General features: G+C 33.5%; 11 protein-coding genes. 3 read left to right on the top strand and 8 right to left on the bottom strand.

What is annotated here, in order from left to right:
- The 3 genes from AC34EU_RS08205 to AC34EU_RS08195 all read left to right on the top strand — a co-directional run.
- A partial coding sequence (locus AC34EU_RS08205) for a DUF3784 domain-containing protein (RefSeq protein WP_487533890.1) occupies positions 1 to 351 on the top strand: 351 nt, incomplete at its 5' end.
- An 11-nt stretch (positions 352 to 362) separates the two neighbouring features.
- Positions 363 to 3,548, top strand: a complete 3,186-nt coding sequence (locus tag AC34EU_RS08200) for a WD40/YVTN/BNR-like repeat-containing protein (RefSeq protein WP_489696190.1) — start codon at positions 363 to 365, stop codon at positions 3,546 to 3,548.
- A gap of 28 nt (positions 3,549 to 3,576) precedes the next feature.
- The gene (locus AC34EU_RS08195; protein ID WP_489666680.1) at positions 3,577 to 3,798 is read left to right on the top strand and encodes a YgaP family membrane protein; all 222 of its coding nucleotides are present in this window, start codon (positions 3,577 to 3,579) and stop codon (positions 3,796 to 3,798) included.
- 2 nt (positions 3,799 to 3,800) lie between these two features.
- Here the strand turns inward: AC34EU_RS08195 and AC34EU_RS08190 are convergent, their stop codons facing one another.
- The 8 genes from AC34EU_RS08190 to AC34EU_RS08155 form a co-directional block, all read right to left on the bottom strand.
- Positions 3,801 to 5,177, bottom strand: a complete 1,377-nt coding sequence (locus AC34EU_RS08190; protein ID WP_489666681.1) for an aldehyde dehydrogenase family protein — start codon at positions 5,175 to 5,177, stop codon at positions 3,801 to 3,803.
- Between the two features lie 3 nt (positions 5,178 to 5,180).
- Positions 5,181 to 6,146: a sugar phosphate isomerase/epimerase family protein gene (locus AC34EU_RS08185; RefSeq protein ID WP_487533894.1), complete on the bottom strand. Its 966-nt coding sequence runs from the start codon at positions 6,144 to 6,146 to the stop codon at positions 5,181 to 5,183.
- 40 nt (positions 6,147 to 6,186) lie between these two features.
- Entirely contained in the window at positions 6,187 to 7,005 is an 819-nt protein-coding gene (locus tag AC34EU_RS08180) for a hypothetical protein (RefSeq protein ID WP_487533895.1), read from the bottom strand.
- Between the two features lie 183 nt (positions 7,006 to 7,188).
- Positions 7,189 to 9,099, bottom strand: coding sequence for an acetate--CoA ligase (gene acs, locus AC34EU_RS08175; protein WP_487533896.1), 1,911 nt, complete (start codon positions 9,097 to 9,099; stop codon positions 7,189 to 7,191).
- Between the two features lie 24 nt (positions 9,100 to 9,123).
- Complete coding sequence (locus AC34EU_RS08170) at positions 9,124 to 10,836, bottom strand: sodium:solute symporter family protein (protein WP_487533897.1); 1,713 nt, start codon at positions 10,834 to 10,836, stop codon at positions 9,124 to 9,126.
- A 16-nt stretch (positions 10,837 to 10,852) separates the two neighbouring features.
- The gene (locus tag AC34EU_RS08165) at positions 10,853 to 11,101 is read right to left on the bottom strand and encodes a DUF4212 domain-containing protein (RefSeq protein WP_487533898.1); all 249 of its coding nucleotides are present in this window, start codon (positions 11,099 to 11,101) and stop codon (positions 10,853 to 10,855) included.
- An 88-nt stretch (positions 11,102 to 11,189) separates the two neighbouring features.
- Positions 11,190 to 11,924, bottom strand: a complete 735-nt coding sequence (locus AC34EU_RS08160; RefSeq protein WP_487533899.1) for a hypothetical protein — start codon at positions 11,922 to 11,924, stop codon at positions 11,190 to 11,192.
- A gap of 5 nt (positions 11,925 to 11,929) precedes the next feature.
- Positions 11,930 to 17,431, bottom strand: a 5,502-nt coding sequence (locus AC34EU_RS08155) for a T9SS type A sorting domain-containing protein (protein WP_489696189.1), incomplete at its 5' end; no start/stop codon positions are given.

Here is a 17,431-nt window from a genome sequence, read left to right as displayed (position 1 = left end):
CGTATGAATTTATCTATTTTTTCTTTAAATTTTTTGCCAGTATTTATTTCCAATATTATCTTTTTATCAATTGCTTATGGAGTTAATGAGGATAATGCTGACCTTTTGATTTCAGGTTATAATACTATGAGTAAAGAAGAAAAAATGAACTTTAATCTTTTGAAATTTTTAATTTTTTTCAAAAAATTCTTTATTAACCTAACCCTATATTCTTCATTAATTTTTTGTGGAGTATATTATTTATTTAACGTAAAATATGCAGCTGTTGTATATACAACATCTCTAGTGTTAGCATTTATATACTTCATAATCATATCAAATGGAAATAGATTTAAAAAAATGAAAATTTAAATTACTTTAAAATGAAAACAAATACACTTATCTATATTTTAGTTTTATTATTTGGGATAAATAATGATTCATACTCTCAAAAAAGAAAACCAAAAACTCAAGAACTTTCATTTAATGAAAACTTATACGACGCTATAAACTATAGATTGATAGGTCCATTTAGGGGAGGAAGAGCAGGAACAGCAACTGGCATTTCGACAGACAATAATACTTATTATATGGGGACAGCTGGTGGAGGTGTATGGAAATCAATAGATGCGGGAAACACATGGAAAAGCATAAGTGATGGTTATTTTGGAGGCTCAATTGGAGTCATTGCTGTTTCAGAATCAGATCCAAATATAATTTATGTGGGAGAAGGAGAACAAACTTTAAGAGGTAATGTGTCGTCAGGAAAAGGTACTTGGAAAAGCACAGATGCTGGAGAAACATGGACATACATCGGGCTGCCAAAATCAGAACATATATCTAGAATAAGAATTCACCCAACAAATCCTGATATAGTTTATGTGGCAGTAATTGGTAATTTATGGAAACCCAACCAAGAAAGAGGTTTATATAAGTCAATTAATGGAGGAGAAACATGGAATAAAATTCTATATATTTCAAATAAAGCGGGTATAGGAGATCTTATAATTGACCCTAATAATTCAAGAATTATATACGCATCATCCTGGCAAATGAAAAGAAATGGTTATAGAATGGATAGTGGTGGTCCTGATAGTAAAATATTTAGAAGTTTGGATGCAGGTAATACCTGGGAAGATATTTCTAGTTTTAATGGATTGCCAGGATTCCCTTGGGGGATGATTGGGTTGACAATTTCACCGGTTAATTCTAAAAGAATATGGGCAATGATTGAGTCGGATGATGGAGGTTTATATAGGTCTGATGACGGTGGTGATAATTGGAAAAAAGTGAATTCCAACAGGGCCTTGAGGCAAAGAGCTTGGTATTACACAAGAATTTATGCTGACACTCAAAATGAGGATAAAATTTATGTAATGAATGTGAGTTATGGAGTTTCCAAAGATGGCGGTAAAACATTTGAATTAAAAAATGCTCCACATGGAGATCATCATGATTTATGGATAGATCCAAATAATAATTTAAGAATGGTCATAGCAGACGATGGAGGAGCTCAAGTCTCAAACGATGGAGGAGAAAATTGGACGACCTATCACAATCAACCAACTGCGCAGTTTTATAGAGTTACCACTGATAACTCTTTTCCTTATAGGATTTACGGTGCTCAGCAAGATAATAGTACCGTAAGAATAAAGCATCGATCTTCTGGTAGGACAATCACAGAAGATGATTGGGAATCAACCTCTGGAGGGGAAAGTGCACATCTTGCACCTGATCCTCTTAATAACAATATAGTTTATGGAGGAACATATAAGGGCTATATGATGCGAAAAGATCATTCAATTAATCAAATTAGATCTATAAATGTTTGGCCTGATAATCCTGCTGGATCTGGAGCTGAGGTTATGAAATATCGGTTCAATTGGAATTTTCCTGTAATGTTTAGCCCTAATAATCCTAAAAAATTATACGCGGGCTCAAATTATCTTCATGTTACAACAAATGAAGGACAAACCTGGAACACCATCTCAGGAGACTTAACAAGAAATTTGCCAGAAACTATTGAGTCTTCAGGAGGGTTGATAACGCAAGATAATACTGGAGCAGAATTTTATGCTAATATTTTTGCAATTGCAGAATCAGAAATAGAAGACGGTGTTATCTGGGTTGGAAGTGATGATGGTTTAATTCATGTGACAAAAAATGGAGGAAAAACATGGAAAAATGTAACACCACCAAAATCGATGTCGCCTAAACTTAATATGATTAATAGTATTGATATAAGTTCTTTCAATAAGGGAAAGGCTTATGTGGCAGCAACTGCATATAAGTTCGGAGATTATACTCCTTATTTGTACAAAACAGATGATTATGGAGAAACTTGGACTTTAATTACAAAAGGGATTAATAAAAATTATTATACTCGAGTTATTAGGGCGGATAAAAAAAGACCTGGACTTTTATATTCGGGGACAGAATGGGGAATGTTTATCTCCTTTGATGATGGGAGTAGTTGGAAATCATTTCAGTTAAATCTTCCAATTACAGCAATCAGAGATTTACATGTAAAAGAGAATGATTTAATAGTTGCAACCCACGGGAGATCCTTTTGGATCATTGATGATTTAACCCCCTTGCACCAGCTTTCAAAAAAATTGAATTTCAAAAATTCACATCTATATAAACCTGACATATCATATAGAATGCAGTCTGGCTGGAATGGATCAGGAGATCTATTAAATGGTGAGAATCACCCAAATGGAGTAATTATTAATTATTTTATAAAAAATATAAAAAATGATGATTTTGTAAAAATTGAAATATTTGATCAAAAAGAAAAGTTAATCAGGTCTTATACTAATAATAAAGACAAGTTGCTTTCTTCTTCAGTAAAACCAGTTTCAAGTAACTCAAATGATATTGATTATGCTTTATCAGGGAATAATATAAAATCTTTAGACCCTAATAGCGGAGGAAATAGATTGATTTGGGACATGAGATATCCAGGCTACAAAACATTTGAAGGAATGGTGTTTTATTCTTCTCCTAATGTTGGACCCAAAGCTGTTCCTGGAAAATATAACCTTAGACTAACATACAATCAAGAGGTTACCGATCAGGAGTTCAATATAATTAAAGACCCTAGACTAATTAATACTAAAGAAGACTTCAAAAAACAATTTGATTTTCTTTTAAGTGTAAGGAATGAAGTTTCTAGAGCAAATCAAGCAATAATAGACATTAGAGATCTAAGAAAAGATCTTGGATATGTTATAGATAAAAGCAATAAAGATGAAGATATTAATTCTTTAATTGACGAGTTTTTAGATGAGCTTCACTTAATTGAAAATAGCATTCATATGACAAAAAATCAAAGTAGACAAGATCCTCTAAATTATGGGATAAGAATTAATAACAGATTGGCTTTTTTAATGGCTGATTCTCAAAGAGGAGACTACCCTCCTACTGATCAATCATTAGAGTTTTTTATCAAAGTTAAGAAAGAGTTGGAAGTTGAATTAAACAATCTAAGTGAAGTTTCAAAAAAATACATTGAATCAATAAATTTATTAATCACAAGTAGTGGGATGAAATTTATTAATAATTAATGCATTATTAATTAAGTATATTAGCCAGATGAAGTTTAAATTTTTAGTTAAAAATCAAAATAATAAAGACAGGGCTATAAGATTAATCATTGCATTATTATTAATCCCAACACCTTTTCTTTTTGGAGAAACAAGATGGACCATGTTTGCTGGATGGCTTGGAATAGCTCTTTTATTTAATTCTCTTTCAGGCAACTGTTATGCATATCGTTTGTTTGGGGTAAATACTTGTAAAATTCCTAAAAAGTAAGGCTAAACATATTTTAAGATTTTCTTTATCCACCCCCAATTTTTGGGATAGGGAGCATAACGAAGAAAAGGGTCTGGAAAAAAGCTTCGTTTTATAAATGGTTTGAAATGAGTAAATAAATCAAAGCTGTGCTCGCCATGATAGGCTCCGACTCCACTACTTCCTACTCCTCCAAATGGTAAATTAGAGTTTATAAATTGAATAATGCTATCGTTAACAACAATTGCTCCAGCAGAAACCTCGTTTTTAAATCTCTCGATACTTTTTTTATTTTTTGAAAACAAATAAGCTCCTAAAGGCTTCTCAAAACGATTGATAATATCATACGTTTCTTCAATATTCTCATAACTTATAATGGGAAGTATCGGTCCAAATATTTCTTCTTGCATGGCTCCACTTTCCAGGTTTTGATCTAATAAAAGTGTTGGAGCAAAAAACTTATCTGAAGAATTTGAATCTCCCCCATGGATTATCGACGCTCCTTTCATCATCTTATTAATTCTGTCTAAGTGATTCTTATTAATAAGTCTTCCATAGCTTTTTGATTCAATAGGCTTTTCTCCAAAAGCATCTTTTATAGCTATTTTTAAAGCCGCAATTAACTTATCTTTTATTTTATAATTTACCATTATATAATCTGGGGCAATACATGTTTGTCCACAATTAAAAAATTTTCCCCAAACAATTCTTTTTGCTGTTAATTTAATCATTGAAGATTCTTCGACTACACAGGGGTTTTTGCCTCCCAACTCCAATGTAGTAGGAGTTAAAAATTCAGCAGCAGCCTTAGCTACTATTTTACCTATAGAAGTACTTCCAGTAAAAAAAATATAATCCCATCTTAAAGATAAAAGTTGCTGAGCTTCTTTAGCGTCACCAATTACAACAGAAACATGACCTGGCTCAAAAGTTTCTTTAATAATAGTTATAAGTATTTTACTTGTATTGGGAGAATGTTCTGAAGGTTTTAAAACCACAGTATTTCCTGCAGCTACTGCACCAACCAAAGGGACTAAAGCTAGATTAAACGGATAGTTCCAAGGGCTTATATTTAAAACACAACCAAAAGGCTTAGGTATTATATAATCTCTGGATGGGAAGTTATATATCGAACCCGGAACTCTTTTAGGTTTTGCCCAATAACCTATATTTTTTACCATCATTTTAATTTCTTTCTGAACGAATAGTATCTCACTTAAAAAACTTTCATACTGAGATTTTCCTAAATCCTCCATTAAAGCTTCATAAATAGAACTTTCGTGTTTAGAAATAGCAATAGATAATTTTCTTAATGATTGCTTTCTATATTTTATAGAAAGTGTCTTTTTTGAGTTAAAAAACTCCTTTTGCGACTTATAAATTGATTTGATTTCCATCATATTTTAATTAGTTAAAAAATCGAAACTCTCTTGAAGAACTATTTCAGGATTTTGAGCCATATCTTGTTCTACATAAAAATGTTTAACTCCAACATCTTTAGCCTTCTTGATTATTCCTTTTATATCAGCTATTCCTTTTCCACAACTTGTCATATTTGGAAAAAGAGTAATCCATTCTTCGAAAGACTCACCATCTCCATTAAATAAAATATTTTCTTTCATGTCTTTTAAATGCATTAATTTGTATCTGTTTGAATATTTATTTAATAGTCTTATTGGATCTTGTCCTGCAGCTAAAGTCCAAAAAATATCCATCTGAAGAAAAACTAAATCAGAATCAGTATTTTCAAAAACATATTCAGTTGGAATTAGCCCTTCTTTTTCTGCAAATCCATATCCATGATTATGATATGCAAAAGAAATTCCTTCTTTTTTAGCGGCTAAGCCAATTTCATTAAATCTATCTGCCATCCTTTTGTAATCATCAATATTAGTTCTTTGATCAGGCGGAATAGCAGGAAGCACAACGTATTCAGCTCCACATTCTAACGCTGCTTTAGCTAATTTTCCCATATGATTTTCTAAAGTGTCTAAATCCGTATGCAATGAAGGGGTCTTTAAATTATAATCACTTAAAATATCATTTATTTCTGATTCTTTATATCCATAAAAACCACTTATGGGCTTATCTGAAGGAGGGAAAGGATAATTCTTAGCCCTATCTTTAGCGCTCTGAGAGCTGAAATAATAAGGACCGAAAAACTCAATATATTTATATCCCATTTTAGAAATCATGGAAATTGATTTTTCAAAATCTCTATTTAATAAAAGTGGGATAGAGAATAATTGAATTCCTACCTCAGGTAATAATTTTTGCAAATAAGAAGGTTTTGCTAGAATACTTGAGGGTATTATCGTCGAACCTGCAGTTAACAAGCTTAGCTGCTTTAAAAATATAGATCGATTCATTTTTTATTTTTATACAAGGTAAAAAAATAAAATTTTAAAGTTAATATGAAATACATGCCTTAAAAAGTCTTGGAGACCCTTCCCCTTCATCTTCAGATGTAAGCCAAAAAGTTGAAGAGTCTTCAACCTTAATAGCTTCTATTTGAGCAGGCTTAACAGGTATAGTATATTTTTCAAATTTTGAATTTTTCAAATTTTTAATATCAAAGTTTAAAAATCGATACAAATATTGATCCCCAGCAAATGTATAAGAAGTAAGGGCTAGTGTTTTTGAAATAGGATCATAATCAGCTGCAGTTATCAAAGCATCAACATTAAATTCAGCAATAGGATCTATAACATAACTAGTGGCAACCTTTGGAATTGAATAAACTTGAGTTGTAAGTTTTTTTCTGTCCTTTGAAAACAAAAGCAATACGCTGTCTACAGAAGCTATCGCTTCAGCGTCGTATCTATTTTTACTTTTTCTTTTGAAGCTTTTTTGATTTTTATATCTAATTAAAATAGAATCTCTTAAAATAAGATCTTTATCAACTTTATATATTTTTAAATCTTTTCTGGTAGCATAATTATTACCTGTATCGCATATATATATATAGTTGTTATCTGCAGTTAATTCTTCCCAGTCTCTATTAAGTGCACCTTTAATTTTATACGATTTTAAAAGATCTCCTTCACTTGTAAAGGAATATAATTTAGGCTTTCCTCCCGAATCATTATGAGTGATAAAATGCCCTCTAAAGTATTCTAAACCAGAAGTTTCCTCAATTTTTTTTGGCAGTTCAATTGATTTTAAAGATAACTGAGCCAATAACGTGCCTGAGAAAAAAAGTAGAGAAATTAAATGTAATTTTTTCATTAATCATTTTTTAAATACCTAATATACAAAGCTATTATACATAACACTGAACCTCCTGGCAAAAAAAATAAAACAATTAAATATGCTATAAACTTCCCTGTTTTAACACCTCTAACTTCTTTTCTTATTAGTCTTACTCTTTTTAAGAAATTTTGAAAATATTCAGATATTTTATTCAAAATATCAATGTAAAACTTTAGAAATGATTTCATCTACAATTTCTGGATTTAAAAGAGTTGAAGTGTCTCCTAAATTATCAATTTCATTATTTGCTATTTTTCTTAAAATTCTTCTCATGATTTTACCAGAGCGTGTTTTAGGTAGTCCTGAAACAAATTCTATATGGTCTAGTTTTGCAATGGGTCCAATCTGTTTAGATATTAATTGGTTTATTTCTTTTTTAAGACTTTCACCCAATGAAGCGCTTGATGCTTCTTTTAAGGTAATATATCCAAATAAAGAATTTCCTTTTATATCATGAGGAACTCCAATTATAGCAGATTCTGCAACTAGATTATGTTCATTTATAGCATCTTCTATTGGGGCAGTTCCAAGGTTATGACCTGATACAATTATTACATCGTCAACTCTTCCTGTAATTCTAAATAATCCTTTGTTGTCTCTGTATGATCCATCACCAGTGAAATATTTGTTATCAAAAGATGAAAAATATGTTTCCTTATATCTCTTATGATCTCCCCATATAGTTCTGGCCATTGATGGCCATGGATATTTGATACAAAGTCTACCTTCAGCGTCATTTTCAAGAATTTCATTTCCATTTTCATCCATTAAAACTGGCTGAATTCCTATAAATGGTAATGTTGCGTAGGTTGGCTTTGATTCTATGACATTTGGAATTGAAGAGATCATTATTGAGCCAGTTTCTGTTTGCCACCATGTGTCAACTATTGGGCATTTATTTTTTCCAATATTAATATTATACCATTTCCATGCCTCTTCATTAATAGGTTCACCAACAGACCCTAATACTTTTAAAGAGGATAAGTCGTGCTTGTTAACAAGATCTATGGACTCTTTAGCTAATGTTCTAATCGCTGTAGGAGCTGTGTAAAATTGATTTACTTTATGTTTTTCAACTATTTCCCAAAAACGACCATAGTCAGGATAGGAAGGAACTCCTTCAAACATAAGAGTTGTTGCTCCATTTAAAAGTGGTCCATACACTATATATGAGTGTCCTGTAATCCAACCAATATCAGCAGTACACCAATAAATATCTTCATCTTTATATTGGAAAATATTTTTGAATGTATATGCTGATCCAACCATATAACCAGCCGATGAATGAACCATCCCTTTAGGTTTTCCTGTAGAACCTGATGTGTACAATACAAAAAGAGGGTCTTCTGAATCCATTACTTCTATTGGACAATCTTGACTGGCTTCGTTAAGTAATGATTCTATTAAATAATCTCTTCCTTTTTCTAAATGAATTTTAGTTTTAGTTCTTTCAACAACTAAAACAGATGAAACTTGAGGACAATCCTTTAAAGCGGTATCTACTATTTTTTTTAAATCTAATATTTTATTTCCTCGAAAAGAACCATCTGAAGTCAGAACAATTTTGCAGTTGCAATCGTTAATTCTTGTTGATAATGCAATTGCAGAAAATCCAGCAAAAACAACGGAATGAACTGCTCCAATTCTTGCACAAGCTAATACACTTATAGCTAGTTCGGGAATCATAGGTAAATAAATACATACCCTATCTCCTTTTTTAACTCCTTTACTCTTAAGAACATTGGCCATTTTATTTACTCTGTGAAAAAGGCTTTCATATGTTATATGCTCTGATTTTTCCTTTGGATTATTAGGCTCAAAAATTATAGCTGTTTTTTGAGCTTTATTTATAAGATGTCTATCTAAACAGTTTTCAGTAATATTAAGTTGTGCTCCCTCAAACCATCTAATTTCAGGCTTTTTGAAATCCCAATTTAAAACTGAATCCCAATGCTTTTGCCATTTGAAATTATCTTTAGCTAAATCATTCCAGAATTTTTCAGGGTGGTTTACAGATTCGTCATAAATCCTCTTATAGTCTTCAGAACTATTTATGTTATAATTAGACATTTAAATATAATTTAAAAAATAAAGCTAGTGATTATTTGCTGGAGATGAACCAGATGGAATTCTAATGTTTTCAACTATTTGCTGAACTTCCAAAGGAGGAGGGGGTGTGAATTTATTAACTAACAATGCAGAAAGAAAATTGAATATCATTGCTATTGATCCAAACCCTTCAGGAGAAACACCAAACCACCATTGGTCTGATAGGCCCTGAACGGAAGATTTACCACCATCAAAAACTCCAAATTTGAATTTTAAAATATAAAATAGCATAAATAGAATTCCTACTATCATTCCAGTAATTGCTCCCTCCTTATTCATTTTTTTATAAAAAATTCCAAGAATGATTGCTGGAAAAAAAGAAGCTGCCGCAAGGCCAAATGCCAGAGCAACAACCGCTGCAACAAAGTCTGGAGGATTGATTCCAAAGTAACCTGCTATTATAACTGCAAATGTCGCAGATATTCTAGCTGCCCATAATTCTCCTTTATCAGTAATTTTTGGATTAATAATGTTTTTGATTAAGTCATGAGAAATTGAAGATGAAATCACCAATAGTAAACCTGCTGCAGTTGATAAAGCTGCTGCTAATCCACCAGCAGCAACAAGTCCAATAACCCATGGTGGTAAATTAGCTATTTCAGGATTAGCTAGAACCATAATGTCTGGATCAACATATAATTCATTTAGGTTTGGATCTGCTAAATATTGAATCTTTCCATCATTATTTTTATCATTAAATTTCAATAAACCCGTTTGCTCCCAATTACTAAACCATTGTGGCATTGAAGTGTAGGGATTGTCTTTAACTGTAGAAATAAGATTAATCCTTGAAAATACTGAAACTGCAGGAGCAGCAGTGTATAAAATAGCAATAAAGAGCAATGCTAATCCGGCTGATTTTCTAGCATCACTTACTTTTTTAACTGTAAAGAATCTAACGATAACATGAGGAAGTCCAGCTGTTCCAACCATCAATGCGCAGGTTATTGCAAGAAGGTCAATTAGCGATTTACTTCCGTCTGTATATTTGTTAAACCCTAATTCTGTATTAATAGAATTTAGTTTTTCTAAAACATATACTCCTGATCCATCGTTCATAGTAGATCCCATACCCACCTGTGGAACAAGATTTCCAGTCATTTGAAATGAGATAAATATTGCAGGAACCATAAAAGCAAAAATCAAGACACAATATTGAGCTACCTGAGTATACGTAATTCCTTTCATGCCTCCCATAACCGCATAAAAAAGAACTATAACCATTCCTATTATCACGCCAGTATTAATATCTACCTCTAAAAATCTAGAGAAGACTACACCAACACCTCTCATTTGTCCAGCAACATAAGTAAAAGAGACTAATAGGGCACAAATCACTGCAACTATTCTAGCCGTATTAGAATAATACCTTTCTCCTATAAAATCTGGTACAGTAAATTTTCCAAATTTACGAAGGTAAGGCGCAAGTAAAAGAGCTAAAAGAACATAGCCTCCTGTCCATCCCATTATGTAAACTCCTCCGTCATAACCAAGTATTGAGATTAAACCTGCCATTGAAATGAACGATGCGGCAGACATCCAATCTGCTGCTGTAGCCATTCCGTTAGCTAGTGGAGAGATTCCCCCTCCAGCAACATAAAACTCTTTAGTTGAGGAGGCTCTTGACCATATAGCGATTCCAATATATAATGCAAAGGTTATACCTACTAATAAGTAGGTCCATAATTGAACGCTCATAATTTATTTGAATTGATTAATCTTCATATCCATGAGATTTATCTAATTTATTCATTAGATAGACGTAGATAAAAATTAAGATTACAAAAACATATACAGATCCTTGTTGTGCAAACCAGAAACCTAGAGGAAAGCCTCCAAGACTTATTGAATTTAATAAGTCTTTAAAAATAATACCTGCACCAAAAGAAACAATAAACCAAATGAAAAGAAGATATTTTAGATAAGTTAGATTTTTATTCCAATACTTTTCACTTGCTTTCATAAACTAAAAAATTTAAAAAGACTTGAATCTTATGATCAAGCCTTTTTACAAATATAGTACAGTTTCAACAATTAATACCCTATTAACATTATTGGACTCTAAAGGTGTATACTCCTGAATCACTCTCATTTTCATTAGCATCAATTGCAATAACTTTCCAGTAATAAAGTGTATTTGCTACCACACTTACTGCTGAACTTGTTGTTTCTGCAGAGTGAGTATATGAACCAAGAAGAGTTGATCCATCAACACTATCAAAATAAACTTTATAAGAACTTAAGTCATTGTCTACATCCGACGCACTCCATATAAGAGTCACCTCATTGTTAACGGCTAAAACATTTTGACCAGATTTAGGAGAAAGTAAATCTGGGGGAAATGGTGCATAATTTACTTGAGCATCACCCGCTAAATAAAATTTCCATAAAGAACTTTGTGCTGGAGTTGATCCTGGTTCACCTTGAGCTGTAACACTCCACCTGTAAGGTTCAGATTTAGATAACGCAACAACTTTGTTGGCAGTTGTTGAATTAAATGTTAATTCAGTGTTGGTAGTCAAGTTAGTTATTGTTAAAACATAGCTATTAGTGTTCGCAGGAGCTCCCCATTGAAAATTAACCTCACTTTGAGAGTCATTTAATGAAGTTCCATCCTGACAAGATTCATTATTAGCCGGGAACACTAATGAAGGGGTTCCAGGTTGCAGAATTACAACAGGAGGGGGAATTACTACAGGCGGCGGAACAACAGGGTCGTCTCCGCCTCCGCCTCCACAGCTAATGATTATTAAAAAACTAAATAATGATATAAATAAACGTTTCATGTTTTCTATTGTTTTATAGCAACAAATGTTTGCTGAGTTGTCGCTCCATTAATTTTTATTAAGTACGTTCCAATCATTAGAGATGTAGTATTTATCTCTAAAGTCCTTGAGCCAAAATCTAATACTTTATCCACTCTTAAAACTTGATTACCTGTCATATTAAACACACTAACTGATACAGCTTCGTCTTCTCCTCCAACATATAGTTTTACAGAGCTTTTGAATGGGTTAGGTGCTAAGTCAACAAGACTTGAATTAAAGTAAGTTGTTCCAAATTCACCCTGACATCCAATACCTGTATTAATATCTATAGTATTCATTCCTGATTTTAAAGAGATCGTATAGGTAGATTCTTTAGTCTGAGTAGTCATGCCGTTGTGAGTAATATTATAAACCGTTCCTCCATCTAAGTTAAATGTAACCGAGTTGTTTCCTGGATCAGTAATACTATATACACTCAACGGTGCAGGTTCGGAAATAGTCATACTATAACAACGCTGATATATAGATGATGCTATTCCGTCGACAGTTAAACAAACTGAATAAGTTCCAGCAGAAAGGTTTTCAATTTCATAAGTTGAACCTGTAAAGCTTGAAGTTTGAGAAACAGCTCCTGAAACCGTTACTGAATAGTTGAGATCTAAACGAGCTGATGTAATAGATATGCTATTTGTACCAACACATTTCTCTGACTTAGTTATTGAGAAATTATTAGTTGGCAAGTAAAATATTGCACATCCATAAATATCAACTCTATTTCCTAGAGTAGTATTAGCACATCCATCATTTGGATTCCACACACCATCTTGATCATCGTCATCAGTTACATCTCCAACACCATCACCATCTGCATCAGCTTGATTAGAATTTGCAAATAATGGGCTGTTATCAATTACATCAGCTACACCATCACCATCTGTATCCTGAGCAGGTGACGCTCCAATTGATTGTATTTCAACAGTTTTCTCATCATTTTCTGGAACAGATATCTCTCTTTGATTTACAACAACTGGAATTTCTGATTCTCCATCATCTTCATTTATAAGTTCAACGATTACTTCGTAAACATTATCCTTATTGTGATCCTGAGGATTCTCAAAGTCTGGAGGTGTTTTAAAGTCAAGCACATCAATCATATTAACCGATGATCCTCTTGCTTCAGGGCCGCCAGCTTCTTCTTCTTGATTGATTTCAAAAAGATCTTTGTCCGCTCCACCTGTTATCTTTTTACGAACTTTCCATTTACCAACCTCCATTTGATTTCTAAATCTAGGATTAGTAAAACGTTTGTATGCTTGATTTTTTCCTGTAGTTCCAGAGGCAGTTTCACTTTCATTAGCCTGGTCGTATACAGTTAGATTAAAGTCTGCATTAATAGAAGCATTCTGAATATCTCCAACATTTACTCTGTATAAATATGTAGATACATTTTCTCCATCTGAAGCAGTAAGCTCTAGTTCATGGAAGGTTTGATCTTCATAATCAAGTTTACCGATTACGAATAAATCATATCCAGCATCAACTCTATCTCCTGTGGAAGCACTAGGTCTTAATTCGAAAAGATCATCAGTGTTTCCTGCCGAAATAAGTAGAGAGATGTTTTCTCCTTCAGGGTCAGAAACAATAACATGCGAGGCAAATTTTGCAATTGCCGCATTCGTCTCCTCAGCATCATTTTCAAGAACCGTAACGTTTTGTGGTTCGAATACAGGTGACAAGTTTACAGCAGGAGGAACAACCGTAACCGTAAAGTTGAGTTCTGCGTCGCACGTTCCAGAAACATTACTCGATACTACCGTTACATTTGTAGAACCATCAAGGGTTGAAGAATATTCTAATATTAATTTATCTCCATCAATTTTAGCTTCCACAATTTCAGAATTTTCACTTACAGCATAGAAATCAAAGTTAGAAGCAGTTACGTCTAAAAATAACTGATTTAAAGGAATCACATCAAGAGGTGATCCTTGAACAACTTCAATTGGTGGAATTTGTGAAATTATTTCAGGGCATATAACAACTGGAGCAATATTTACCGGAGGTGTTCTTGAAATACTTAAGGTTTGACCTGGATCACAATATGGATCTCCATCTCTAGCAAAAAACTCAAATTCTACACTTCCGTACTTTTCAGGCAGGAAGTAAATAACTAATGTATTACTATCTACTTCAACAGAAGCTTTCGATGGGTCATGACTAAATGAATCGTATGTGATAGGATCACCATCTGGATCTGAATATATACCAGTTAAAGGTATGTTTATGAATGATACATCACTTGAAATATTTCCATCTACTACTCCTTGTGTAGCAAGAATCGTAGCAATTGCAGCTGCGCCAGTTTCTGATATTTCAGGACACCTGTTAAAAACAAATTCTGGTGAAACTTCACCTAATCTAACAACAAACTCTTCTGTTGTAATACATCCAAATGAATCTATTGCATCAACAAAGAAAGTAATATCTCCAGGAATGTATTCTTTCAAATACAACGTCAATATTCCATCGTCGTTTAAGCTATAGTCTAGTTGAGGGTTATTATCCATATGAACATGCCAGTCTAAAGTCCCAATACCTCCGTCATCTGTTATCCATTCTGGTAAATAGACAATTGCTGATTCTTCATCAGTAGGAAACTGAAATGGTTCATTTAGATATTCGCTGTAAACAAAAGGACATTCATTTTCAGTTATACCCGATGGTAAAATTCGAACCAGGATGTCAGCAAAAGTTTCACAGTATTCGTTAGAATCTGCTGCTTTAATAAACACAAACACATCCCCTAATGAATCAGGGCCTGTATCTGGAGTTATTGTAAGCACATTATCCGATTCATTTAACTCTAATTGAACTTTTTCAGGACGGTCAGATCCAAATTCGTAGAAGAAACTTCCCGTTGAGCTAGCATCTCCACTAACAGCGAAGAAGTCTCCAAGGTTTAATTCTAAAGGTTGATCTTGAGAAATTGTAAACTCTGCAAATTCCATAATAGGTTCAGGACAGTCAATATCCTCAATTCCTAAATTGTCAACTACTTCAATAAAAATCAAGGCGTTGTAATTACATCCCGTTTCTAAATCGAAAACTTCAAATGGGATACTACCGACTCCTGCTTCAAATCTAGTCGCAAAGACTATTAATTCTGAACTTCCAGAAATAAATCCATCTACCAATGGAATATTCATGTTTGGATCGGAGCTCGAATCTCCAGGAGCATTAGGTGGCTCAGGATACAATAGATCGTATCTAACATAAAAATCAACCTCTGCATTAGGATTATTTAAATAATCTCTAAGCTCAATTTTAATATCGTCCTGAACTCCAAGTTCAAGAGTGAGTGGACTAAAATCTCCACCAATAATGAAATAGTCAAAATTATTACCACAATTTTCTTGTAATTGTTCCTCAATAATGGCAAGTTCATCGTCAACAGTAATCATTATATCAATTAGATTGATACTACAAGAGGCCGTTGAAGAAGCTCTAGACTCATACTGAATTTGGAATAAGGCTTGTCCTGATCGGCTGTCCGTGTTAATTCTTAAGAACGAGTCGTCTAAATTAACCTCAACAAATTTTTCAGTAAACTCTCCGTCTCCATCTTGATCAGCCCCCCATTCAGGTGGAGTAATAAGAGTGTAATTTATTCCCGTAGGAGGTATGTAGAAGAAATTATTTAAATCTAACAAGTATTCCCTTGGATCATTATTAGTTGCATATAAAGGCATAATATCCTCAATGTACTGCGGACAACTAAAGTCCGGAGGTGGGCCTTGTCCTTCTGGAGGAGTCGAATCAACTAAAAATGGTAATGTAACTTCTGTAGTACAATCTGCTATTTCGTCAAAAACAGTTATTGTTAACGATCCTTCTCCTGATTGATCACCAACGAAAAATTCTATATTTCCATCACCAAGATTTTCAGCATTGATTAGATCATTTGAGAATTCTACATAATATGTTAAGGGATTTCCTTGTGTGCTGAAAAAGGCATTCGTTAAATCTTCAGTGAAAATTTCTCCTGGAGAAAACCATATGGTTTGATTAGCATCTTCAGGAGCAACATTAGTTACTATACATTCTGCAGAAGTATCAAATGCTCCAATATCAAATATAATTACTCCCAAACACTCTCCGGAAGCATTTTTGATATACAGGTCAATAATTATTAAATAATCGCCTTGAGGCACTTCAATATTAAACGAGCCTGCTGCATCGATTACCCATGGTCCTGGAGCAGGTCCAACTTCACCTTGAATATATGCGTCAATTTGAACATCACTTGGATCAACCTCTAGTTGAGAAAAGGCAGAGGAAAGATCAACTGAAACATTACTTACTCCTGGTTCAAAATAAATTGTGTTTTCTCCAATACCAAGATCTACTGTTATATCACAAGCACTTGAATCTGGTCCCTGGTCACCACCACCAATCCCTCCATCATCAGGGTTTACTGATGCCGCATTAGGATCAACAATAACAGGAACTTCAACTAAATTAATACAGTTTCCGTTCAAATCACTGGTTTGGAAAATTAACATGTCATACCCTTCTTGTCCATTAAAATCAAGAGTTAAAGTAGCTCCCTCTAAAGAAGCTTGACCTACTGTTAAAAATGGATCAACTAAATCTAATTTAAATGATTGTGAGAACGCTTCAAAGCCTCCAAAGCCATCAAAAAATGGATTTAAATCAATGACAGCGTTTTCCGTGCCTGGTATTACAAATATTGGATCAAATGAATTAGTTACTTGACACTCTATCTCTGCTGGATCAAGTACACCAAGGATAAATACCATAACAGCAGCACAATCCTCTGGTGCTGTACTTGTAGCTTTTCTTACTTCAAAAACTATAGCAACCCCACCCGGTTGACCAGTTAAATCAAGTATTACAGTGTTATTTTGTGGGAAAAAGTCTTTTATAGTTGCAATAGAACTATTATTTGTGAACACTTCAGCTATGCTTACTCCTGGTTCATCAAGAAGAGGATGAGAAATTTGAGTTGTAACTGTATTTTCAGAAGTAGTTGTTATTACATCTGGTAAGTATATAATTTCAGTATCTGAACTACACCAACCTTCATCGCCAGGAAATGGGGCTTCTCCAGGAGATCCAGAGGCTCCAGAATCATTGTTTCCATTAACTGGGTCTAGAGTTACGTTACCACCAAGATCTACATCTCCACCACCGCCAAAATCACCAGCACTAGCCTCTAAATTAAAGTGAATGGTTCCATAACAATTTCCTTGATTCCCTGGTTCATGAAACACAATATCAATATGAGCCCATACTTCTATACCAGGTAGTGAAATCGACCATATCCCTGCAAAATCAACTGTTCCAAAATTCACTAGTGGAGTTGCCTCTGTTCCAAGATCTGATGCTAGGCCAAAAGTGTATATTTCATACTCAGCAGGTAGTTCCAGTGCTGCAATTTCTGCAAATAAATCTCTTGTTGCGTTATTAGCTGATGGATCAACAACTACCGGTGAAAGCTCATCACC

This window comes from Candidatus Marivariicella framensis, from assembly GCF_982709265.1.
This window is presented reverse-complemented; position numbering and strand designations above follow the sequence as displayed.